Annotated in this window: 19 protein-coding genes; 2 read left to right on the top strand and 17 right to left on the bottom strand. The window is 46.2% G+C overall.

What is annotated here, in order from left to right:
* Nucleotides 1–137: 137 nt before the first annotated feature.
* Nucleotides 138–1,673: a threonine ammonia-lyase, biosynthetic gene (gene ilvA, locus J3U64_RS01960; protein WP_267408098.1), complete on the bottom strand. Its 1,536-nt coding sequence runs from the start codon at nt 1,671–1,673 to the stop codon at nt 138–140.
* 204 nt (nt 1,674–1,877) lie between these two features.
* On the opposite strand from ilvA, the gene J3U64_RS01955 reads away from it, so the two are divergent.
* Entirely contained in the window at nt 1,878–3,026 is a 1,149-nt protein-coding gene (locus tag J3U64_RS01955; RefSeq protein ID WP_267408097.1) for a D-alanyl-D-alanine carboxypeptidase family protein, read from the top strand.
* A 120-nt stretch (nt 3,027–3,146) separates the two neighbouring features.
* On the opposite strand, the gene J3U64_RS01950 is transcribed toward J3U64_RS01955, so the two are convergent.
* The 16 genes from J3U64_RS01950 to purL all read right to left on the bottom strand — a co-directional run bounded on the left by J3U64_RS01950 (nt 3,147) and on the right by purL (nt 21,379).
* Nucleotides 3,147–4,439 carry an adenylosuccinate synthase gene (locus J3U64_RS01950; protein ID WP_267408096.1) on the bottom strand — a complete coding sequence of 431 codons (1,293 nt, stop codon included), beginning with the start codon at nt 4,437–4,439 and terminating at the stop codon, nt 3,147–3,149.
* A 36-nt stretch (nt 4,440–4,475) separates the two neighbouring features.
* Nucleotides 4,476–5,627 carry an ATP phosphoribosyltransferase regulatory subunit gene (locus tag J3U64_RS01945; RefSeq protein ID WP_267403679.1) on the bottom strand — a complete coding sequence of 384 codons (1,152 nt, stop codon included), beginning with the start codon at nt 5,625–5,627 and terminating at the stop codon, nt 4,476–4,478.
* A 151-nt stretch (nt 5,628–5,778) separates the two neighbouring features.
* A complete protein-coding gene (locus J3U64_RS01940) occupies nt 5,779–6,597 on the bottom strand; it encodes an undecaprenyl-diphosphate phosphatase (protein ID WP_100139967.1) in 819 nt (272 codons plus the stop codon).
* 99 nt (nt 6,598–6,696) lie between these two features.
* A complete protein-coding gene (locus J3U64_RS01935; RefSeq protein ID WP_100139968.1) occupies nt 6,697–7,392 on the bottom strand; it encodes a thiol:disulfide interchange protein DsbA/DsbL in 696 nt (231 codons plus the stop codon).
* Nucleotides 7,393–7,427: 35 nt separating this feature from the next.
* The gene (locus J3U64_RS01930) at nt 7,428–8,138 is read right to left on the bottom strand and encodes an SPOR domain-containing protein (protein WP_267408095.1); all 711 of its coding nucleotides are present in this window, start codon (nt 8,136–8,138) and stop codon (nt 7,428–7,430) included.
* Nucleotides 8,139–8,237: 99 nt separating this feature from the next.
* Complete coding sequence (locus J3U64_RS01925) at nt 8,238–9,734, bottom strand: YifB family Mg chelatase-like AAA ATPase (protein WP_267408094.1); 1,497 nt, start codon at nt 9,732–9,734, stop codon at nt 8,238–8,240.
* 11 nt (nt 9,735–9,745) lie between these two features.
* Entirely contained in the window at nt 9,746–10,048 is a 303-nt protein-coding gene (locus J3U64_RS01920; RefSeq protein ID WP_267390101.1) for an accessory factor UbiK family protein, read from the bottom strand.
* Between the two features lie 84 nt (nt 10,049–10,132).
* A complete protein-coding gene (locus J3U64_RS01915) occupies nt 10,133–10,573 on the bottom strand; it encodes a hypothetical protein (protein WP_267390102.1) in 441 nt (146 codons plus the stop codon).
* Nucleotides 10,574–10,652: 79 nt separating this feature from the next.
* A complete protein-coding gene (locus tag J3U64_RS01910) occupies nt 10,653–11,444 on the bottom strand; it encodes an NUDIX domain-containing protein (protein WP_267408093.1) in 792 nt (263 codons plus the stop codon).
* Nucleotides 11,441–11,827, bottom strand: coding sequence for a holo-ACP synthase (gene acpS, locus J3U64_RS01905; protein WP_100156850.1), 387 nt, complete (start codon nt 11,825–11,827; stop codon nt 11,441–11,443). The genes J3U64_RS01910 and acpS overlap by 4 nt, the downstream gene beginning before the upstream one ends.
* Before the next feature lie 24 nt (nt 11,828–11,851).
* Nucleotides 11,852–12,580, bottom strand: a complete 729-nt coding sequence (locus J3U64_RS01900; RefSeq protein ID WP_100139975.1) for a pyridoxine 5'-phosphate synthase — start codon at nt 12,578–12,580, stop codon at nt 11,852–11,854.
* A 72-nt stretch (nt 12,581–12,652) separates the two neighbouring features.
* The gene (gene yfaE, locus J3U64_RS01895; RefSeq protein WP_267408092.1) at nt 12,653–12,970 is read right to left on the bottom strand and encodes a class I ribonucleotide reductase maintenance protein YfaE; all 318 of its coding nucleotides are present in this window, start codon (nt 12,968–12,970) and stop codon (nt 12,653–12,655) included.
* A gap of 61 nt (nt 12,971–13,031) precedes the next feature.
* The gene (gene nrdB / locus J3U64_RS01890) at nt 13,032–14,165 is read right to left on the bottom strand and encodes a class Ia ribonucleoside-diphosphate reductase subunit beta (RefSeq protein WP_267408369.1); all 1,134 of its coding nucleotides are present in this window, start codon (nt 14,163–14,165) and stop codon (nt 13,032–13,034) included.
* A gap of 87 nt (nt 14,166–14,252) precedes the next feature.
* Nucleotides 14,253–16,532, bottom strand: a complete 2,280-nt coding sequence (gene nrdA / locus J3U64_RS01885; RefSeq protein WP_267408091.1) for a class 1a ribonucleoside-diphosphate reductase subunit alpha — start codon at nt 16,530–16,532, stop codon at nt 14,253–14,255.
* A gap of 385 nt (nt 16,533–16,917) precedes the next feature.
* On the bottom strand, nt 16,918–17,424 hold the full coding sequence (luxS, locus tag J3U64_RS01880) for an S-ribosylhomocysteine lyase (RefSeq protein ID WP_267408090.1): 507 nt from the start codon (nt 17,422–17,424) through the stop codon (nt 16,918–16,920).
* Nucleotides 17,425–17,443: 19 nt separating this feature from the next.
* The gene (purL, locus tag J3U64_RS01875) at nt 17,444–21,379 is read right to left on the bottom strand and encodes a phosphoribosylformylglycinamidine synthase (protein ID WP_267408089.1); all 3,936 of its coding nucleotides are present in this window, start codon (nt 21,377–21,379) and stop codon (nt 17,444–17,446) included.
* 165 nt (nt 21,380–21,544) lie between these two features.
* On the opposite strand from purL, the gene J3U64_RS01870 reads away from it, so the two are divergent.
* The gene (locus J3U64_RS01870) at nt 21,545–21,883 is read left to right on the top strand and encodes a P-II family nitrogen regulator (RefSeq protein WP_100139980.1); all 339 of its coding nucleotides are present in this window, start codon (nt 21,545–21,547) and stop codon (nt 21,881–21,883) included.
* The last annotated feature ends 75 nt before the right edge of the window (nt 21,884–21,958 follow it).

The following is a 21,958-nucleotide window of genomic DNA, read 5'->3' as shown; positions in this document are numbered from 1 at the left end:
GAGCAATTTATTCCGCTTAAAAAAATTTGATTGTTGCAGCCTGCCAATAATGTCTTTTGATGTTATCAGTTATTTTTCTAATTTTTAAACACTTAAGACTGAGTTAATTCAAGCCATTACTACAGTCTATACTGGATTTATTTTTTGTCTGGGGTTTCACTCAGAAACAGCTGATAAGCAGCATTGTGCGTCTGTTCCTGATATAGATAACCAAGATGTTCCAGAAATGTATGGAATTTTTCTGTATCAGAAGGAGGAATATCCAGACCCACTAATACGCGGCCGAAATCTGCACCATGGTTGCGGTAATGAAACAGGGAAATATTCCAGTCAGACTGCATGTGTAACAGAAAGCGTTTTAATGCGCCTGGCCGCTCTGGGAACTCAAAGCTTATCAGGCGCTCATTGGCTACTTTTCCAGTGCGACCGCCCACCATATAGCGGATATGCAGTTTGGCCATTTCGTTATCAGTTAAGTCAATGGTAGGTAGGCCGTTGCTGTTCAGTTCCTGTGCAATCTGCTGTAAATCGGCGATGTCGTTACTCTGGATCCCGACAAAAATATGCGCTTTCTGGTTATCCCCGTAGCGATAATTGAATTCTGTAATACTGCGGTTGCCTATCAGTTCAATAAAGTGGCGGAAGCTGCCCGGTTTTTCCGGTATGGTAACAGCAAAAATACCTTCATGGCCTTCGGTCAGCTCACAACGTTCGGATACATAACGAAGCTGATGAAAGTTCATGTTGGCACCACTTGTGACGGCTATCAAATTTTGATGCTGGCACTGATTCTTTGCGATATATGCTTTTAGGCCGGCTAGGGCAAGTGCACCTGAGGTTTCGGTAATGCTGCGAGTATCATCGAAGATATCTTTTATCGCCGCACAAATGCTGTCGGAATCGACAATGATGATGTCGTCTAAAAGGTCGCGGCACAAAGCAAATGTTTCTTCGCCCACCAGTTTGACGGCGGTGCCGTCGGCAAATAGGCCAACTTCGGATAATTCGATGCGTTTACCTGCTGCAATGGATTGTTTCATGGCACAAGCATCTTCGGTTTCAACGCCGATTACTTTGATTTCCGGACGTACGTTTTTGATATAGGCGGCAACGCCAGCAGCGAGGCCACCACCACCGATGGCTACAAAAACTGCATCTATTGGTTTGGCATGCTGACGCAGAATTTCCATGCCAATGGTGCCTTGTCCGGCAATCACATCAGGATCATCAAATGGCGGAATGTAGGTTAAGCCGCTTTCGGCAACCAGTTGCATGGCGTGTTTATAAGCATCGTTGTATGACTCACCGGCCAATACAACTTTTCCTCCCCGTTTTCTGACGGCATCAATTTTGATTTGTGGTGTGGTTTGAGGCATGACAATTGTTGCTTCACATCCTAGTTTTTGCGCAGACAAAGCTACACCCTGTGCATGGTTGCCAGCTGAAGCAGTAATAACCCCTTTTTTTAGAGTAGTTTTGTCCAGCTTGGCCATTTTGTTGTAGGCGCCACGGATTTTAAAAGAAAATACCGGCTGTAAATCTTCACGTTTTAGCCAGATGTGGTTGTTGAGTCTGTCGGATAGGTTGGTGGCATAATCCAAAGGCGTTTCAATGGCCACGTCGTAAACAGCGGCGGTGAGTATGCGGGTAAGGTAGTTTGCGTGTTTGTTCATGATTGCTTATAAAGAAGAGTCTGATTTTATTATGCAGATTGTCTGCTTAACGGAATTAATCAAAAATTAACGATAACGCGGCTGTTTTTTTTATGCAAGTAAATTTGCCAATATCGCTTATCTAGTGCGGTCAAATGTTTATAATATCCGGTTAAAGATTGGGTGAATGCAGGCAAAGCCGATTTTGAATGTGCTAAAAAAATTATGAGAAATTTAATTTGTGGACTATGGGCAACGATATTGCTGGCAGTTCTGCCAATGACGCAGGCAGTGGAATTGCCTGTGATTAATGCTGCAGCGTATGCGGTGGCGGATGAGCAAAGCGGGATGATTCTGGCAAGCCGTGATAAGGATGCTCAGATTGAACCAGCAGCCTTGACTAAGCTGATGACAGCTTACTTAGTTTTTGATGCTTTGCAAAGTGGCAAACTGAAAGCTCGCCAGCAATTGCAGGTTTCTTCGACAGGTTGGCAGACAGACGGCAGCAGAATGTTTTTACAGCAGGGTGTGCCGGTACCTGCTGAAACAGTGGTGCAGGGTATGCTGGTGATTTCTGCCAATGATGCGGCAATAACGCTGGCTGAAGCAGTGGGCGGCAGTGAAAAAGCCTTTGTACAACGTATGAATACACAAGCGCAGAAAATGGGGCTGCATCACACCCATTTTATGAATTGCACCGGTTTGCCGGCACAAGGACAATACAGTAGTGTGGGAGATTTGCTGATATTAGCACAGAGACTGGTTAGTGATTTTCCACAGTATCAAAAATGGTTTGCTAAGAAATCATTTAGTTATAACGGAGTAACGCAGTTAAACCAAAATCTGCTGTTATTTCGCGATAATCAGGTGGATGGTCTGGCTGTAGGGTATAGTATTAATGGCGGATATAATCTGGCTGTAAGCAGCAAGCGCAATGACCGCAGTAATATTGCAGTACTCGTAGGTGCAGACAGTAGTGAGGCCAGAGCTGCTGAAGGCAGTAAGCTATTAAGCTGGGCTCTGACTTCTTTCAATACGGTGCGCTTATATCCGGCAGGACATAAACTTGCAGATATCACTGTTTACAAGGGTGCACATCGAAAGGTGCCAGTCGGATTTTTGCGTGATACCTATGTTACTGTGCCTGCTAATGGAGCTAAAGAGCTTTTAATTGAACTAGATGCTGTACAGCCTGTAGTGGCACCTGTGTATAAAGGTCAGAATATAGGGACGTTAAAGCTTCTGGCTGGAAACCAGACAATTGCTGAACAGCAGGTGGTAGCACTGCATAATGTGGATGAGGCGGGTTGGTTCAGTCGCTGGCTGGATAGTGTTGCTTTGTGGTGGCACAATCTTTTTCACAAAGCAAAATAGCTGCGCCGGTTATGAGAAAGAAGCAAGTGGCTTTTGATAGCATAAAATAGGTAAAACTCTTCAGGAACCTAACAATAATAAAAAACCCATCATATTGATGGGTTTTTGCTTTTTACTTATTTATTCATAGGGGTGTTGCAGCAAAATAGTTTCTTCGCGATCTGGGCCGGTAGAAATCATGGCAATTGGTGCACCACAGATTTCTTCAATGCGTTTCAGATAAGCTTTAGCATTAGCCGGTAATGCATCGTAGGTTTTCAGGCCGAAGGTACTTTCTTTCCAACCAGGCATGGTTTCATAAATAGGTGTGCAAGCGGAGACAGCATCTGAACCGCAAGGCAGAATATCTATTTTTTCACCATTATAATCGTAACCAACGCAGATGTTGATGCTGTCCATACCATCCATTACATCCAGCTTAGTAACACATAAACCAGAGATACCATTTACCTGAATGGAACGTTTCATCAGTGCGGCATCGAACCAGCCGCAGCGGCGCGGACGTCCGGTAACAGCACCGAATTCATTACCGCGTTGGGCCAGACCTTCGCCCACGCTGTCAAAGAGTTCTGTCGGGAACGGACCTGAGCCAACGCGGGTAGTATAGGCTTTGACGATACCCAGAACATAATCGATTTTAGTTGGTCCGACACCAGAACCGACTGTTGCAGCACCGGCAATACAGTTGGAAGAGGTAACAAAAGGATAAGTGCCATAATCGATATCGAGGAACGTGCCTTGTGCTCCTTCAAACAGTAATGATTCGCCGCTTGCGTTCATATCGTTCAGCTCGCGTGAAACGTCCCCGACCATCGGCCGTATCTGGTCGGCCAGTTCTAAAGTTTGCTGATAGATTTTATCTGCATCCAGAGCTTCTTGTCCGTACAGGCCAGTAAGCTGGCAGTTATAGATAGCAACAGCATCTTTAATTTTTTGCTCTAAGACATCTGGCTGAAACAAATCCATTATCCGTACTGCTCGCCGAGCAATTTTATCTTCATAGGCCGGACCAATACCACGGCCGGTGGTACCGATTTTTTTATCGCCTTTGGCTGCTTCACGGGCATGATCCAATGCAATATGATAAGGTAATATTAAGGGACAAGTTGGGGCAATTGTCAGCTGTTTGGTAACATCAATACCGGCTTGCTGTAATTCAGACATTTCACTCAGTAAGGCCTCTGGTGATACCACTACGCCAGAGCCGATAAAACAGCGTTTTCCTGTATGTAAAATACCGCTTGGAATTAGTCGCAATACGGTTTTTTTACCGTTGACTACGAGAGTATGACCCGCATTATGTCCGCCCTGATAACGTACCACGCCGGAGGCACGTTCGGTCAGCCAGTCTACAATTTTACCTTTGCCTTCATCACCCCATTGGGTACCGACAACGACGACGTTTTTTGCCATATAGATTTACCTGCTCATACTAAAGGTTGGTTATTGCTACAAAGGAATCAGTTGCCATTGCTGGTTTTGCCAGACAAGTTGGCGGTCGCATCCTTTAACTTCGTTGCATTCAGGAGTGTAATCAATGATGACACATTCACCGGCTGAACGCAGTTGCTCTATTTCGTTTTTTGCAGCGGGGGCATCGTGCACGCTGACTTTTATGCCGCGTAGTTTTTCTACTGGTGGCAGATGCCCAATTAAATCTCGTAAGTCAAAACTGAATCCTGAGGCTGGGCGGCTACGGCCAAAATATTTGCCCAATCCATCATAGCGGCCGCCTCGTGCCAACGCATCTGGCCAGTCTTCACTGTAGGCGGCAAACAGTAATCCGGTATGGTAATTGTCTACTCGCAGTTCGCTCAGATCGATAAAGATGCTGTTGCTAGCAAAAGCCGCACATATTTGCTGAAGCTGTTGTAGTGCTATGCTGATTTCGGGTAAGTCAGGCAATATGGTGCGGGCGGTCTGTAATACTTCTTGTGTTCCATATAGGGTGGGTAAGGCGATAAAGGCATCAATCCACTGTTGCGAAATCTGCCATTGCAGGACACATTTTTCGACGGCTGAGGCGTCTTTTGCCTGCATTAGCTGTAATAGTGAAGCAGCTTGCTGATCATCCAGTCCGGCAGCTTCAGCTAAAGCATAAAAAATACCGATGTGCCCCAGCGATAAGGTGGGTGCAGAAACATTAACGATAGCTAAACTTTTTAGCATTAAATCAATCAGCTCAATATCTGCATCGATACCTGCGTGGCCATATAGTTCGGCACCAATCTGTAAAGGTTCGCGAGTGCTTAGAAAGCCGTCAGGTCTTGCATGTAATACTGGACCGGCATAGCACAGACGGTTTAGGCCGCTGTTGGCAGAAAGTAAATGTGCGTCAATACGGGCTACCTGCGGGGTGATATCTGCACGCAGACCCAGTTGCCGGCCGCTAAGCTGGTCGACAACTCGGATGGTTTTAAGAGACAAACCTTCATCAATACGGGTAAGTAAAGATTGGCTATACTCAAGCAGAGGAGGGCAGACGAGTTCGTAGCCATGAACGCGATAAAGTGCTAACAGCTGTTCTTTGGCGCTTTCCAGCTGGCGCGCCGCAGAAGGAAGGATGTCGGCAATGTATTCGGGCAATTGCCAAGACTGCATTGATATTCCTTACAAAATACAAGCCACACTGCAGCGGAAGCAACAGTGTGACATGGACATGGAAAGGCAGGAAAATGCTGTGCCTGTGGTCTGTTAAAACATCACTTTATCACAATTTAACGTTTTTATACCAGAGGCAATACTGGCTGGCTTACCATTTTACCCAGCCTGTTACCCAAGTTAGCAGGATGATGCCGCCAAATATGATTCGGTACCAGGCAAAGGGAATATAGTTTTTGTGGGCAACGAAGCGCAGTAATGCTTTGACTGCCACCAGAGCAGAAAGAAAAGCGGCAATAAAGCCAATGGCAATCAGCAGCAAATCATCGCGAGTAAATTCATTCAAATGTTTGAGCATGTCGTAGCCAGTGGCGGCAATCATCACCGGTACGGCCAGAAAAAAAGAAAATTCGGTAGCGGCTTTGCGTTCAATACCCCACATCATGCCACCCATGATGGTACTGCCGGAACGGGAGGTACCCGGAATTAGTGCCAGAATTTGTGCTAGTCCTACGACAAGGGCATCACGCGGACGCATTTCCTCTACGCTGCGTACTTTGGGCTGACAACGGGTTTGACGTTTTTCAATCCATAAAATTAATAAGCCGCCGATAACCAGTGCTGTAGCAACGGTAATGGGGTTAAAAAGGTAATGTTTGATTTGTTCGCTAAAGAGTAAACCCATGATGGCGGCAGGAATAAAGGCAATGGCAAGATTGAGAACAAAACGGTTAGTGGCTGGTTCTTTGCCGATATGCGTGATGATGTGGGCAAAGCGGTGTTTGTATTCGAAAATAATAGCGAGGATGGCACCTAGCTGAATAGTGATATCAAATACTTCGCCAGTGGTCTGAAATTTAAGCAGGTTGCCAACAACAATTAGATGGCCGGTACTGGAAACCGGTAAAAATTCGGTTAAGCCTTCTACGATGCCCAGTATTAGAGCTTTGAGAAACAGGACAATATCCATTTTATTTACTGTTCTTTATAAATTGAAGCCACAAATTCTATGCAAAACAATAGTGTGTTTGAGGGAAACACACTATTGTTTTAAATCACAGGCTGAAATCTACCGATTTGCAGAAGCAGCTAGTGATGCGCCTATGCTTTTTGGTAGTTTACGTGCGCTTGCAGCACGTGCGCTATTCTCATTGCGTACTTTTTCAATTAATTCATTCAGGGTTTTCATTCCTGCTGCAAATCCTTGCGGAAATTTAAGTTCGTATTTACCGCCTACAATTACAGTTGGTGTGGATAGGATATTGTATTTTTCACCCATTTTACGCATGCTGGTAGCTGCGGCGGCATTTTCCAGACTGTTGTAAGATTTAACCAATTTTTGTCCGTCAAAGGCGGTTTGCTGTACCGCCCATTTATTGAATACTTCCGGTCGCCATAATTCAATGTGCTTGTTGAAAATGGCGTCGAAAATCAGCGGGTCTGCCTGTAATTTCATATTGGTGCTGTTAACTGCGGCGGCGACACGGGCAAGATTGTAGTATACGTCATCATCCCAGACTACATGTACTGGACGCAGGTAGGTATCGGGGGCGAAAGATTTCATTTCCTTGAGCATATAGGGTTCAAGGTGGGAGCAATGGATACAGCTGTAGGAGAAAAATTCCAGTACTTCTACTTTGTCTTTATGTAGCTGCGGTATAGGTTTGTCCAGCACAACGTAATCTACGTTAACGAGTGAAGCATGTACTAGGCCACTGGCGAATACCAATGAAGTGGCCATGATGGTAATAATTTTTTTTAGCATGTTGATTTCCTGTTTTTTTATGAAAGCTGAGTAACTCAGGATGCTGCTTTGGTCAGGCTATCGATATTATGTTGTTGCAGTATCTTTTTAATCTGGCCAGCTTGATTCTGGTTCAGATTGTCTGTCTGTACACGGTATTTGGTTGTGCCGTTGACTTTAGCTGTCTGTACTGTGCTATTGATACCGAGCATCACCAGTTTAGCGCGTTGGGCATCGGCATCGGTACGATTGCTGTAGGAACCGATCTGCAGATAGACTTTATTGCCAGTATGTTGTTTTTCTGCTGCCTGCTGAGCTTTTTCCAGACTGCCGTTGCTGAGTATCTGTTCGGGGGTGACATGAGTCTTGCTACCACCTGAGGGTACTTTTTTGGGTGTTTTAGCCGGCTCTTTATGCTCTTCATTTGGTCTGGTTGCCGGTGTATGCACGCCTGTAACCTGATTTTCAATGCCCCCGATGTTTAGCGGTTCTGAGGCAGAGGGCACAGTCTGCGACGGGCTGTTTGAAGATGCTGATGCTGCACCATCGGGAATGAATTGCTGGGTTGCAGATGCGCTGTTATCTGGAGTCAGTATTTCCGGCTTTTGTGGCGCAGATGCCTCAGGGATGGCTGGGGTTTTGAAATCAGACTTGCTTTTATTCAGGTAAAACAGGATACCGGCAATGATGGCAGTTGCTATCAATAAGCCGACGATAAAGCTGATTAATCCTTTACCTGCCTGACGAATCGGTGTGTACATATGCATGTTGAAAGCCTTTATGTTGGCATTTTATACGGCAAATTTTAATCAGGGCCGGATGCTTGTTTAGGGGAGGTGGCATCTGTTATTTTGCCCTATTTCATATTATAAAGCACGGCGAAAACTTATGGCGCGCAAAATGTGCCCGTTTCCAACGTCATGGTTATCATCCATATCGGCCAGAGTCCGGGCAATACGTAATATTCGGTGAAAACTGCGGGCTGAAAGAGATAGTTTTTCGATGGCACCGGCTAAAGTCTGTTTGGCTTCGCGGCTAATGCGAGCGATGTTGTCCAGCTCGCGGTTGCTTAGCTGAGCATTAATTTTACCCTGACGCTGATACTGGCGAGCACGGGCGGTGCTGACTCGTTCGCGGATACTACAGCTGCTTTCACCGTCTGCCTGCTGAATCAAGTCACTAGCTGGCAAGCTGGGTACTTCAATAATGAGATCTATGCGATCGAGGAGGGGGCCGGAAATTTTGTTGCGGTAGCGCACTATGGCCTCAGGTGTACAACGGCATGCTCGTACTGAGTGACCCAGATAACCGCATGGACAAGGGTTCATGGCTGCTATCAGCTGGAATTTGGCCGGATAAGTTGCCTGCCGAGCTGCACGGGAAATGTGTATTTCGCCACTTTCTAAAGGTTCTCGCAGCACTTCAAGTACTTTGCGGTCAAATTCTGGCAGTTCATCCAGAAACAGAATGCCATGGTGGGCTAAAGATATTTCACCTGGACGCGGATCAGAACCACCGCCGACCAATGCAACAGCAGAGGTGCTATGATGCGGAGAGCGAAATGGACGATTTTGCTGGTATTGTTGTTGTCCGTGTGGCAACAGTGACTGTAAAGACCAAACGCTGACCAATTCAGTGGCGGTCAGTGGCGGAAGAATACCCGGAAGACGTTGTGCAAGCATGGATTTACCGGTACCGGGCGGCCCAGACATGAGCAGACTATGGCCACCAGCGGCTGCGATTTCCAGTGCCAGCCGTGCAGTTTGTTGTCCGCGTACATCGGCCATATCTGGATAGCTGATTTCAGTAGGATACTGATGCAGATGTTCGGTATTTATGGCTTTAAGCGGCTCTTCATAATTGAGATGGGCAACTACAGCTGCAAGTGTTTCGGCTCCAAAGACTTGTGCTTCTGGTAGGAGAGCTGTTTGAAAAGCGTTGTATTGAGGCAGGATAAAGGCACGCTGTGCTTGCCGTGCTGCTTCCGCCATAGCGATGGCACCGCGAATAGGCCTTATTTGGCCGGATAAGCCAAGTTCACCGGCCAGCTCATAAGTCTGTAGTGCGCTTGGATCAATCTGGCCGGAAGCGGCCAATATGCCGATGGCGATGGGTAGATCAAAACGACCAGATTCTTTGGGTAAATCTGCGGGAGCTAAATTAACGGTAATTTTTTTTGCTGGAAAATCAAACCCAGACTGAATAATAGCAGCTCTGACGCGGTCGCGGCTTTCTTTAACTTCTGTATCCGGTAATCCTACTATACTAAATGCTGGTAGACCGTTGGCCAGATGTGCTTCTACTTCTACTAATGGTGCTGCCATGCCAGCCAGTGCACGACTATATACAACTGCCCATGACATGGCTTAGTTCCTTAGGCAGGTAAAGTGTTATTATTTTCTGCGGAGGATATTGGTTGTGCGCTGTCGGCGTTGCTGTTTTGTGCCAGCAAAGCTTCCAGTGCTATCACGCGGCTTTCCAGTTCAGCCAGTTTTTCTCTGGTTTTAAGAAGAACCTGCTGCTGGATATCAAATTCTTCACGGGTAATCAGATCCATGCGATTAAAAGCACTGCCTAGCATGGATTTAACATTTTTTTCCATGTCTTTGATGGGGCTATTACTGATGGTATCACCGAGTTTTTCGCTGATATCGTCAAAAAATTTTTTGCTGAGCATGGCGTGAATCCTTTTGATGGCAAGGTAATCAATGTGTGTGATTGTACGGGTGAATGCGCCGGCGATGCAATGCTTATATAGTATTCAGGGGGCGGAAAATACAATATTGTAATGTTGTCCATCCAGTGTTAGGTCGCCGAGAAAATCGTTGCGTTCATCCACACATACAGGGAGCACAGCGTGATGAGCCGTCCAGAAGCCATTTCCCTGTGGCTTAAAGTCTGTACGATTGAAACCCAAATCCATGTTGCGCATAGTGAAATGGATGCTAATGCGTTTAACTGATGCAGGTACCTGACGCATAGTGATATTGAAGGGTTTGGTAACGTCTGCCGGCGGGGTGAACTGGATAATGGCACCACCAGGCAGTATGCAGCCGTTGCGTATGTTGCAGTTACTAAGTGTGCTTTGTGCATCTATACGGCTGTTTTGCCAGAATATTATGCCAATAATGAACGGTACGGCCACAATGAATATCAGTAAGCCGATGATAACGGCTGTTGAATTTTTAGCAGGCTGGGACATGATGTTGGCGAAAAGTTTCAGTTTAGAATTGGTAAATGAGAATAAATAGGTAGCGGATTTTTAAATGGTATTTAATTACTTATTCCTGCTCGTGGATGATGCCATGTGCACCTAGATTCATCCAATCGGGTTGCGGTGTTGTTAAACCAGTTTTCTTTTGAAAAACCATGACAGGCACACTTGAGGGCTCTTGTTGTAACAGGGTAAGCAGTAATTTTATATCATCGATACTGGATATTGGCCAGATAATGGCAGCAGCTGATTGTGCCTGCTGCCACTGTTCACGGCTAGAGCAGATTGCCCAGATATGGTCTATAGGGTGTTGTTGTGCCAAATACTGTAATTGATTGGCAGGTGCATATATGCTGGCTGCTGCGGCAATACCAGAGTGATAAGGCAGTATTTTGAGCTGCGGCTCTTGGGCAGAGACAGTGTGAAAACCGGTATTAAACTGCCCACTCATCTTCGTAGGAATGGACAGAGCCGCCAAAATAGGTGCATTAGCCGGTAACATGGGTGTTACTGTAAGCTTACCCGGTTGCTGCCAGCACCAGCTTTGTTGCTCCCGAGCGCAAAGTTGTCCCTGCCATTGTCTGGCACCAATACGATAGAAATGCAGGTGAACATGGGCGTGTTCATATTTGTGAATTTTGGTGAGCCATGGGGTGGCTTGGATGACGTCAATGCCTAGCTCTTCTTTGAATTCGCGCTGTAGGGCGGTTAGATAGGTTTCACCTGTTTCTACTTTTCCACCGGCAAATTCCCAGTAGCCGGCATAAGCTTTACCTGCTGGACGGGAGCTAAGCAAAAATTCTCCTTGTGGGTTGTATAGTACGCCGGCTACAACTTCTACCAGTTTGTCGGTATTCATTTGAGATACTCAGCTACGACAAATGCCACAATATAATTTTCTTCATCGGTGAGGCTGAGATGGATACGGCCGATGTTTTTTTGGCTGAGCCATTGTGCTAAGGGTTTTTCTACTATAAATTCCGGACGGCCCAGCTCATTGTGACCGATGCCAATGTTTCGAAGCGTTACCGGGCTACGCAAACCGGTATGTACAGCTTTGGCAAATGCTTCTTTGGCGGCAAAGCGCTTTGCGAGAAATTGAACCGGCTGATTAGCTGAAGGCCATTCCAGTGCTTCTATCCGAGATAGCATTTTTTCAGCCACGGCATTGGCTCCGTAGGTTTTGCACATTTTGGCGATGCGATCGATTTTGACTAAGTCTGTACCTATGCCGTAAATCATTTTGTCCCTTTTACTGCTGAAAGATTAATAAGGAATACTGCGCGCACGGAAGATGGCGGTCTTCATTTGTTCGATGGCTTGGGGGAGACCGATAAAAATGGCCTGTGCAATCAATGCGTGGCCGATATTCAGTTCCTGAATAGCCAGAATTTTCGCTATGGGGGCGACGTTATGAATGTTCAGACCATGTCCAGCGTTGACGATGATACCCATTTCGCTGGCCTGATGGGCTGCTTCTTCAATACGAGCAAGCTGCTGCCTTCTCTGCTGTGGGGCGGCATCAGCATAGGCACCAGTATGCAGTTCGATAACGGGTGCAGCTACTTCGCGGCAGGCCTGTATCTGATTGCTGTCGGCATCAACAAATAAGGAAACACGAATACCGGCCGCTGTGAGCTTTTGAATATATTCTGCTACTTTATCCTGTTGCGATAATACATCTAGCCCGCCTTCGGTAGTAATTTCCTGCCTTTTTTCCGGCACGATGCACACATCAGCAGGTTGAACAGCCAGTGCGTTGTCCAGCATCTCCGGCGTAAGTGCCATTTCCAAATTTAAACGTGTGCTGATGGCATTTCTGACAGCAAATACATCGGCATCATGAATATGGCGCCGGTCTTCGCGTAAGTGCATGGTAATGAGGTCTGCACCATGCGTTTCAGCCAATAGTGCTGCTTCTAGCGGACTCGGGTAAATACTGCCGCGGGCATTGCGCACGGTGGCAACGTGATCGATATTGACGCCAAGTAGCATGTGCTTTTACCTAGAATTGATTATGAATAGGTTACGATACTTTAGCCTTGTAGGGCTGTAAAGAAAAACGTTTTAATTTTGTCCAGCAGGAAATAAATCATTTTCAAAGAGGTCAGGATTGTGTTCAGGTGTATCGCTACGCAGATGGCAGACAACATGTAAATCGGTTTCTGCTTTACAGCAGCAAGGCAGAATTTCTTCTGCTGCAATAAATGCCAAGGGCTGCTCTGGATAGCTTACTTGTCCGGAAAGCAGTCTGAGACGGCACGAACCACAATAACCACTGCGACACTGATATTCCACTTCGTGCCCGGTACGTTCCAGACCTTCCAGCAGGGTTTCGTCCTGTTGCAAAGTGAAGGTTTTGTCGCTAGTGGTGATTAAAGCCATGTTTGGTATTATCGTATTCCGGTCAGTTCTGTCCGCTTGGTTTATTTTGGAAAGTCTGGATTTATAGCTCGAAATCGCTTAAATCGTCTTCACTGAGTTCTGCGTCAATCTGGCCGACAAGATAAGAACTAACTTCTACCTCCTGTGGTGCCACCTGAACGTTGTCGGAAGAAAGCCAGGCATTTATCCAAGGTATCGGGTTTTGCTTGGCATGCTCAAAGGCTGGTGGTAAGCCAACAGCCTGCATGCGCAGGTTGGTGATGTATTCGACATACTGACCAAGAATTTCTTTATTCAGGCCAATCATAGAACCGTCTTTAAACAAATATTCCGCCCAGTCTTTTTCCTGCATAGCAGCACGACGGAAAAGCTGAAAGCATTCCTCTTCGGTTTCGGCAGCAATCTGTGCCATTTCAGGGTCGTCGGCGCCAGTACGCATTAGATTAAGCATCTGCTGCGTACCAGTAAGATGCAATGCTTCGTCACGGGCAATCAGTTTGATAATTTTGGCATTGCCTTCCATCAGTTCGCGTTCGGCAAAGGCGAAGGAACAGGCAAAAGATACATAAAAACGAATGGCTTCGAGTACGTTTACGCACATCAGACACAAATAGAGTTTTTTCTTCAGTTCATGCAGGTCGATGACTACAGTTTTACCGTTAATCTGGTGTTCGCCGATACCCAGCAAATTGTAGTATTGGGTATATTCGATTAAATCATCGTAGTAGCAGGCAATTTCTTCAGCACGGGCAATAATGTGTTTGTTTTGTACAATGTCATCAAATACGATGGATGGATCGTTGACGATATTGCGGATGATGTGTGTATAACTGCGGGAGTGAATGGTTTCAGAAAATGACCATGTTTCAATCCATGTTTCCAGCTCGGGTATGGATACCAAGGGCAGCAGAGCTACATTGGGGCTGCGACCCTGAATGGAATCAAGTAATGTTTGGTATTTCAGATTGCTGATAAAAATGTGCTTTTCATGCTCGGGTAGGTTGGCGTAGTCGATACGATCGCGCGATACGTCTACTTCTTCCGGACGCCAAAAGAATGATAATTGCTTTTCAATCAGTTTTTCAAAAATATCAAATTTTTGCTGATCATAGCGGGCGACATTTACTGGCTGACCGAAGAACATCGGTTCTGTCAGGGCGTTATTTGGTTTCTGACAGAATGTGCTGTAGTTCATTGACAGATGTTCACAGGCCATGATGTTACTCTTTATTTAGTTTAATGAATGGAATGGGAAATAAAAGGGTGCATGAGCACCCAGGAATCATATTTTACATGCACCGCTGGCGCAGCCGTCATCTTGAATGCTGGTCTGCATGTCGTCGGCTCCATCGCGGGTATTTTGGTAATAGAGGGTTTTCAGGCCAAATTTATAGGCGGTAAGTAAATCTTTAATTAATTGTTTCATCGGTACTTTCTGCCCTTCAAACCGCTGCGGGTCGTAATTGGTATTGGCTGAAATAGATTGATCGATGAATTTTTGCATAATACCTACTAAATGCAGGTAGCCTTCGTTATTTGGCATATCCCATAATAGCTCATATTCGTCGTGCAGACGTTCGAACTCTGGCACAACTTGTTTGAGAATGCCGTCTTTGGAGGCTTTTACGGATACTAGTCCGCGCGGAGGTTCGATGCCGTTGGTGGCATTGGCAATTTGACTGGATGTTTCTGATGGCATCAGTGCAGTGAGTGTTGAATTGCGTAATCCGTGTTTGACAATATCGGCACGCAGTGCTTCCCAGTCTAGATGAAGTGGCTCCTGACAGATTTTATCCAGATCTTTTTTGTAAGTATCAATCGGCAGTAAGCCTTGAGCGTATGTTGTATCGCTGAATTTAGGACATGCGCCCAGCTCTTTGGCCAATTTGACTGAAGCTTTGAGTAGATAGTACTGAATGGCTTCAAAGGTGCGGTGGGTAAGACTGATGGCAGAACCATCGCTGTATTTTACGCCGTTTTTGGCCAGATAGTAGGCAAAGTTAATAACGCCGATGCCAAGTGTACGCCGGTTCATCGTGGCCAGTTCGGCCGCTTTGATTGGATAGTTTTGGTAATCCAGCAGAGCATCTAACGCACGGGTAGCTAGTTCGGCCAGCTCTTCCAGCTCTTCGAGATTCTTTAGTGCACCCAAATTGAAAGCGGATAAGGTACAAAGCGCAATTTCTCCGTCTGGATCGTTTATGTCGTTCAACGGACGGGTCGGAAGGGCGATTTCCAGACATAGATTAGACTGACGTACCGGTGCTAGCTTAGGGTCAAACGGACTGTGGGTGTTGCAATGGTCGACGTTCTGGATATAAATGCGGCCGGTTCCAGCGCGCTCCTGCATTAATAATGAGAATAAGTCTATAGCCGGAATACTGCGGCTATGGATGCTATCGTCTTTTTCGTATAAGGCATACAGGCGTTCAAACTCATCCTGATCGGCAAAAAAAGCATCGTATAGCCCAGGTACTTCTGAAGGAGAGAATAAGGTAATATTTTCACCTTTAATCAACCGAGTATAAAGCAGACGATTAATCTGCACACCATAATCAAGATGGCGAACGCGGTTTTCTTCTACACCACGGTTGTTTTTAAGTACAAGTAGGTTTTCTACTTCTAGATGCCACAAAGGATAGAATAGTGTGGCCGCACCGCCACGTACGCCTCCTTGTGAGCAGGATTTAACTGCTGCCTGAAACATTTTGTAAAATGGGATACAGCCAGTGTGTTGAGCTTCGCCGCCCCGAATTTCGCTGCCCAGTGCACGGATGCGTCCAGCGTTAATGCCGATGCCGGCACGCTGCGATACATATTTCACGATGGCGCTGGTGGTGGCGTTGATGCTGTCTAGACTGTCATCGCATTCTATCAGGACACAAGAAGAAAATTGGCGGGTTGGAGTGCGTACGCCGGACATAATCGGCGTGGGTAAGGAAATTTTGAACGTGCTGATAGCGTGATAGAATTTTTTAACATATTCCAGCCTAGTGGCCTGCGGGTAGCGTGCAAACAGACACATAGCAACCAACATATATAAAAACTGCGGGCTCTCAAAAATTTGTCTGGTGACACGATTTTGTACCAGATATTTACCTTCCAGCTGTTTGACAGCAGCATAGGAAAAAGTTAAATCCCGGTTGTGGTCTATACAATCGTTGAGCTCATCGAATTCAGCACGGGAGTAGTCAGTTAGGATATGTTTATCGTATTTGCCTGACTGAGTCAAGCTGGTGACATGATCATATAAATGGGGCGGTTCAAACTGGCCAAAAGCGATTTTCCGCAGGTGGAATATTGCCAGCCGTGCAGCCAGATACTGATAATCCGGCGTTTCGGTAGAAATCAGGTCAGCCGCAGCCTTAATGATGGTTTCGTGAATGTCGTCTGTGCGGATGCCGTTGTAAAACTGAATGTGTGAGCGCATTTCTACCTGAGATACGGATACGTTATCCAGTCCTTCAGCCGCCCAAGTAACAACTTGATGAATTTTATCCAGATTGATGTCTTCCAAACGGCCGTTTCGTTTGGTTACTTTTATATTGGCTACCGCATTCATGAGTTATTCTTTCTAGCACAAGTAAAGCAGAAAAAAACAGTGACAACACAAAATGTAGTGGTCAACTGTTATTCTGAACACAATATACTGGTTTTTTGCTTTAAAAAAAAGACTTGTCAAAACCGACTATATCCGCTTCTTCATAATGAATGGGTTAAGTGATGTAATGATTTTGTTGATAGACAAATGGTTTGGCTAAGTTTGGCGTGTTTTGAATTAAAGTGTAAAAATTGCTATCTATTTTTAATTTTTATTAGTTTTTTTTTATCAGCTTTTAAATCTATGCTGTATCTGGCTAGTTTTACTAATAAAAATGAAAACTGTCTAAAATATAAGCCGTGTACCACTTCACTTATTTTTAGACAGTCGTAATCGTGTTTCGCTTTTAGTGTTGCAATAGTGACTCATCTAGTTTCAAGTCATTGTTGTAATTAATGCTTATTTGACTGTCGAGTACTTTTTGGGCGATGGCCTTGGCTTCTTCCAATGAGTGCATAATATAGCTGCCACACTGATAACGGTTCAGTTCAGGTATCTGGTTTTGGTTGGCTACAGATAGCACATCCTGCATCGCAGCAGCCCATGCACCGGCTACTGTGGCTTCATCTGGTGAGCCAATCAGACTCATGTAAAAACCGGTGCGGCAGCCCATGGGAGAAATATCGATAATTTCCACATTGTTGCTGTTGAGATGATCGCGCATAAAACCAGCAAACAGATGTTCGAGTGTGTGCATGCCTTTTTCCGGCAGGATGTCCTGATTGGGGTGACAGAAGCGTAAATCAAATACGGTAATTTCGTCCCCTTTAGGAGTAGACATGGTTTTGGCTATGCGTACTGCCGGGGCATGCATACGGGTATGGTCTACTGTAAAACTATCCAGTAATGGCATGATGTTTCCTTTGTCGATGTTAGCCTAAAACTTTGCGGGCACTGGCAAATAGGCGGTACCAGCCAGACATTTCTGGCCAGTTACGCGGTGCCCAGCTCATTTGTGCGGTCTGGAAGACCCGTTCCGGATGCGGCATCATGATGGTTACTCGCCCATCCTGACTACACACACCGGCAATACCAGCCGGAGAACCGTTAGGATTCAGCGGATAAGTATTTGTGACCTGATTGAGACCGTCTACGTATTGCAGAGCAATGTCTAGCTCCGACGGCAAATCAGACTGTGGCAGATGGCTGAAATCTGCTCGTCCTTCCCCGTGACTCACCACTACCGGTAAGCTGCTGCCGGCCATATCGGACAAAATCAATGATGTTGATTTTGGCACGGTCACCATACTCAGGCGAGCTTCAAACTGTTCGGAAATGTTGCGGCGAAAACGTGGCCACAATTGTGCACCTGGGATTATCTCAGCTAGATTGCTCAGCATTTGGCAGCCATTGCATACACCCAGTGTCAGCGTGTCCTGACGGGCAAAAAATTCGGCAAACTTCTGCCGCAGTTGCTGATTAAAAAGAATGCTTTTTGCCCATCCTTCACCGGCGCCGAGTACATCGCCATAGCTGAAACCACCGCAGGCAGCCAGTAGCTGAAAATCATCGAGACTCACCCGTCCAGTAAGCAAATCACTCATATGTACATCATAAGCCTCAAAGCCAGCACGGCTGAAAGCAGCAGCCATTTCTAACTGCCCGTTGACGCCTTGTTCGCGCAGTATGGCTGCTTTGGGCTGTTTGCCGCGCTGAATAAATGGCAAAGCAATATCTTCGGCCGGATCAAAGCTCAATTCAGCAAATAATCTGGGTAAATGCTCTTGTTCGAGTAAGGCAAACTCACTGTCTGCACAGTGCGGATTGTCGCGTAAGCGCTGCATGTGATAGCTGGTTTCGCTCCAGCTTTTTTGTAAATCTACGCGGTTTTCATTTAGCAGAACTGTATTTCCGTGATGTACCATCAAACGGTCAGTCGTATTGATGTGACCCAGTATGTGCAGGGCATCAGCCATACCGGCCTTGGCAAAAGTCTCTTGAATGCGTGCTAAATCGGTATTGTGTATTTGAATCACTGTTCCCAGTTCTTCATTGAACAGGCAGCGTACTGCTGCATCCTGAAGTTTCTGGTTGTGACTCTGATCGTTGATTTGCCGGATTAACGAGGCAATGTCGATGGTGACGCCGATGTGCGCTGCAAACATCATTTCAGCCAGTGTGACTACTAACCCGCCATCGCTGCGGTCATGATAGGCCAGAATTTTCTGTTCGTGAATTAATGACTGAATGATGCGGAAAAAATCAGCCAATAGAGAGGCGGAATTGACATCGGGAGCCTGACCAGTAAGATTTTTCCATACTTGTTGTAAGGCGCTACCACCCATACGGCTGTGACCCTGTCCCAAATCAATTGCTAGCAGTGTAGTATCGGGTATATTTTGTAGCTCCGGTGTGACGGTGTGGCAGACGTTGTTTACTGGTGCAAAGGCGGTAATCACTGCTGTGAGTGGTGACACCACTCTTTTTTCCTCACCGGTATCATGCCAGATGGTTTGCATAGAGAGAGAATCTTTACCAACTGGTATACTCAGCTCTAGTTGCTGGCACAGTGTCGATACTGCCGCCACTGTTTCATACAGACGGGCATCTTCACCAGCAAAACCACAGGCTGCCATCCAGTTGGCAGAGAGTTTGATTTTATCTAGCGTGCCAATGTCTGCAGCAGCAATGTTGGTTACTGCTTCGCCGATGGCCATGCGTCCTGAAGCAGCGCCGGAAAATAAAGCCAGAGGTGATTTTTCACCCATGCTCATGGCCTCGCCCAGCAGCGTGTTAAAGCCCATTTTTGTTACGGCTACGTCTGCAACAGGAGTCTGGAATCGTCCGACCATCTGGTCACGATGGGTCAGTCCACCGACACTGCGGTCACCAATGGTAATTAAAAATTGTTTACTGGCTACGGTTGGCAGGCGTAATACACGGTACAGGCTTTCGCGTATGTCTAGCCTGCTGCCGTCAAAAGCTGGGATAAATTCGGTAACGGTACAATCAGTACGGGTAATTCGGGGTGGTTTGCCCAATAATACATCTAGCGAAATATCTACCGGCAGATTGTCAAATAAATCATCGCGTAACTTTAATTGCCCATCATCAGTGGCAGTGCCTACTATAGCGAACGGACACCGTTCACGCTGGCAAATGTTTTGAAAGGTAGCCAAATTTTGAGGCAATATAGCCAGCACATAGCGTTCCTGTGCTTCATTACACCAGATTTGCAGTGGGTTCAGGCCATGTTCTTCCAAGGGAATGCGGCGTAACTCAAATGTGGCACCGCGACCGGCATCGTTTACCAATTCGGGAAAGGCATTGGATAGACCGCCTGCACCGACATCGTGAATGGATATAACCGGATTATCGTTGCCCATCTGCCAGCAGCGGTCAATAACTTCTTGTGCCCGCCGTTCCATTTCTGGATTGCCGCGCTGTACGGAATCAAAATCCAGGTCGGCGTGATTAGCGCCGGTGCTCATGCTAGAAGCTGCGCCACCGCCCAGTCCGATTAGTAATCCCGGACCGCCAAGCTGAATAAGTAATGCTCCGGCTGGAATGGTATCTTTGAAAACCTGTTGTGCCTGAATATTTCCAAGACCGCCGGCAATCATGATGGGTTTGTGAAAACCACGCATAGTGCCGCTGAATAATTCTTCAAAGGTGCGGAAATAACCCAGCAAATTGGGGCGACCAAATTCGTTGTTAAATGCTGCACTGCCTATCGGGCCATCAAGCATGATATCGAGGGCACTGCTGATGTGTGTCGGCTTACCGTACTGATTACGGCTGGCTGTGTATTGTTCCCAAGGCTGGGTAAATTCGGGGATGGAAAGGTTGGATACGCTGAAACCGCTTAACCCCGCTTTAGGACGAGCTCCTTTTCCGGTTGCGCCCTCATCGCGGATTTCGCCGCCCGAACCAGTGGCTGCACCAGCGAAGGGAGCAATGGCTGTCGGATGATTATGGGTTTCCACTTTCATCAAAATGTGGGTTTCTTCCGCATTAAATTGATATTGCTGTTGTTGATTAGGCTGCGGATAAAAGCGTTCAATATTCGCACCAGTAATAATGGATGAATTGTCTTTATATGCTACCAGTGTACCTTGGGGGTGTGCCTGATGAGTAGCGCGGATTAGGCTAAACAAGGATTGCGGCTGGGTTTTGCCATCAATAATAAATTCAGCATTAAAAATTTTGTGGCGGCAATGTTCTGAGTTTGCTTGTGCAAACATCATAAGCTCAACGTCGCTGGGATTGCGTTGTAGCTGCTGATAATTTTCAGCCAAATAATCAATTTCATCTGCGGACAAAGCCAAGCCCATTTGCCGGTTGGCTGTTTCCAGTGCGCTTTTGCCATCAGCTAGTACGTCTATATAATTGAAGCTCTGTGCTGATGAGGTATGAAAAAGTTTTATTGCTTCTTTCTCTGACGTAAGCACACTTTCAGTCATGCGGTCATGCAATATTGTTTGCCATTTATCCAGCTCCTGCTGGCTGAGCTGGCGGGAAAAAGAATACAGAATACCGCGCTCAATGCGTTCAATCATGCTCAGCCCACAATTGCGGGCAATATCGGTGGCTTTGGAGGACCAGGGAGAAATGGTGCCCAATCGAGGAATAATAAGTAGCTGAGTTCCAGACAGTTTGTGGCTGCTCTGTGGTCTGGCACGCAACAGTTGTAATAATTTCTGTTGATTGTCGGATGTGATTTCGGCGGATGAAGCCACGAAATAGCGGTATTCGCTGTTTATCTGAATCTCGCAGTTCAGTTGCAGTTTTGCTGCCTGCTGTAACAGTTTTTCGATACGGAATGGTGAAAGTGCGGCCTCGCCGCACAGTGACAGTACAACTGACATGATGAGGTAAGCTCACTTTGATAGTGGGTTTTGGCTGAGGCGCAATTTTACGCGAAAAACAAGAGTTTTGCTTAATTTTATGTTGTAAGGCAGGGCTGGTTTGAGTTTCAGATAAGGTTATGGTAGTTTTTACTTGTGTGGATACAGTTATAGGGAAGTGCACGTATGAAAAAAATTGAAGCAATTGTAAAGCCGTTTAAACTGGACGATGTTCGGGAAGCCTTGTCTGACGTTGGTTTTAGTGGCATGACTGTATCTGAGGTGAAAGGGTTTGGGCGCCAGAAGGGGCACACAGAAATATATCGTGGTGCGGAGTATGCAGTGGATTTTTTACCCAAGGTAAAAATTGAGCTGGTGTTGCCAGATGATCGGGTAGAACAGGCTATTGAAACCATTGTAGCTGCTGCACATTCGGGCAAAATTGGTGATGGTAAAATTTTTGTGTTGCCAGTAGAAGAAGCGGTACGTATACGTACCGGAGAACAGAACGAATCAGCTATTTAATCGCAGTCTTGTAATACCATCCGTCTAAAGCGCTGACTACTAAAGTATCTGTGCATTTAGACGGTTTATTTTTGT

The sequence above is a fragment of the Snodgrassella sp. B3800 genome (assembly GCF_026535865.1).
Classification (GTDB): domain Bacteria; phylum Pseudomonadota; class Gammaproteobacteria; order Burkholderiales; family Neisseriaceae; genus Snodgrassella; species Snodgrassella alvi_E.
Note: the sequence above shows the minus strand (reverse complement) of the source record. Positions and strands in the feature narration are given on the sequence as shown.

What these genes read in the sequence shown, in the direction of transcription:
- ilvA (WP_267408098.1), bottom strand. Translation starts at nt 1,673, where the DNA reads ATGAACAAACACGCAAACTACCTTACCCGCATACTCACCGCCGCTGTT.
- J3U64_RS01955 (WP_267408097.1), top strand. Translation starts at nt 1,878, where the DNA reads ATGAGAAATTTAATTTGTGGACTATGGGCAACGATATTGCTGGCAGTT.
- J3U64_RS01950 (WP_267408096.1), bottom strand. Translation starts at nt 4,439, where the DNA reads ATGGCAAAAAACGTCGTCGTTGTCGGTACCCAATGGGGTGATGAAGGC.
- J3U64_RS01945 (WP_267403679.1), bottom strand. Translation starts at nt 5,627, where the DNA reads ATGCAGTCTTGGCAATTGCCCGAATACATTGCCGACATCCTTCCTTCT.
- J3U64_RS01940 (WP_100139967.1), bottom strand. Translation starts at nt 6,597, where the DNA reads ATGGATATTGTCCTGTTTCTCAAAGCTCTAATACTGGGCATCGTAGAA.
- J3U64_RS01935 (WP_100139968.1), bottom strand. Translation starts at nt 7,392, where the DNA reads ATGCTAAAAAAAATTATTACCATCATGGCCACTTCATTGGTATTCGCC.
- J3U64_RS01930 (WP_267408095.1), bottom strand. Translation starts at nt 8,138, where the DNA reads ATGCATATGTACACACCGATTCGTCAGGCAGGTAAAGGATTAATCAGC.
- J3U64_RS01925 (WP_267408094.1), bottom strand. Translation starts at nt 9,734, where the DNA reads ATGTCATGGGCAGTTGTATATAGTCGTGCACTGGCTGGCATGGCAGCA.
- J3U64_RS01920 (WP_267390101.1), bottom strand. Translation starts at nt 10,048, where the DNA reads ATGCTCAGCAAAAAATTTTTTGACGATATCAGCGAAAAACTCGGTGAT.
- J3U64_RS01915 (WP_267390102.1), bottom strand. Translation starts at nt 10,573, where the DNA reads ATGTCCCAGCCTGCTAAAAATTCAACAGCCGTTATCATCGGCTTACTG.
- J3U64_RS01910 (WP_267408093.1), bottom strand. Translation starts at nt 11,444, where the DNA reads ATGAATACCGACAAACTGGTAGAAGTTGTAGCCGGCGTACTATACAAC.
- acpS (WP_100156850.1), bottom strand. Translation starts at nt 11,827, where the DNA reads ATGATTTACGGCATAGGTACAGACTTAGTCAAAATCGATCGCATCGCC.
- J3U64_RS01900 (WP_100139975.1), bottom strand. Translation starts at nt 12,580, where the DNA reads ATGCTACTTGGCGTCAATATCGATCACGTTGCCACCGTGCGCAATGCC.
- yfaE (WP_267408092.1), bottom strand. Translation starts at nt 12,970, where the DNA reads ATGGCTTTAATCACCACTAGCGACAAAACCTTCACTTTGCAACAGGAC.
- nrdB (WP_267408369.1), bottom strand. Translation starts at nt 14,165, where the DNA reads ATGAACTACAGCACATTCTGTCAGAAACCAAATAACGCCCTGACAGAA.
- nrdA (WP_267408091.1), bottom strand. Translation starts at nt 16,532, where the DNA reads ATGAATGCGGTAGCCAATATAAAAGTAACCAAACGAAACGGCCGTTTG.
- luxS (WP_267408090.1), bottom strand. Translation starts at nt 17,424, where the DNA reads ATGCCATTACTGGATAGTTTTACAGTAGACCATACCCGTATGCATGCC.
- purL (WP_267408089.1), bottom strand. Translation starts at nt 21,379, where the DNA reads ATGTCAGTTGTACTGTCACTGTGCGGCGAGGCCGCACTTTCACCATTC.
- J3U64_RS01870 (WP_100139980.1), top strand. Translation starts at nt 21,545, where the DNA reads ATGAAAAAAATTGAAGCAATTGTAAAGCCGTTTAAACTGGACGATGTT.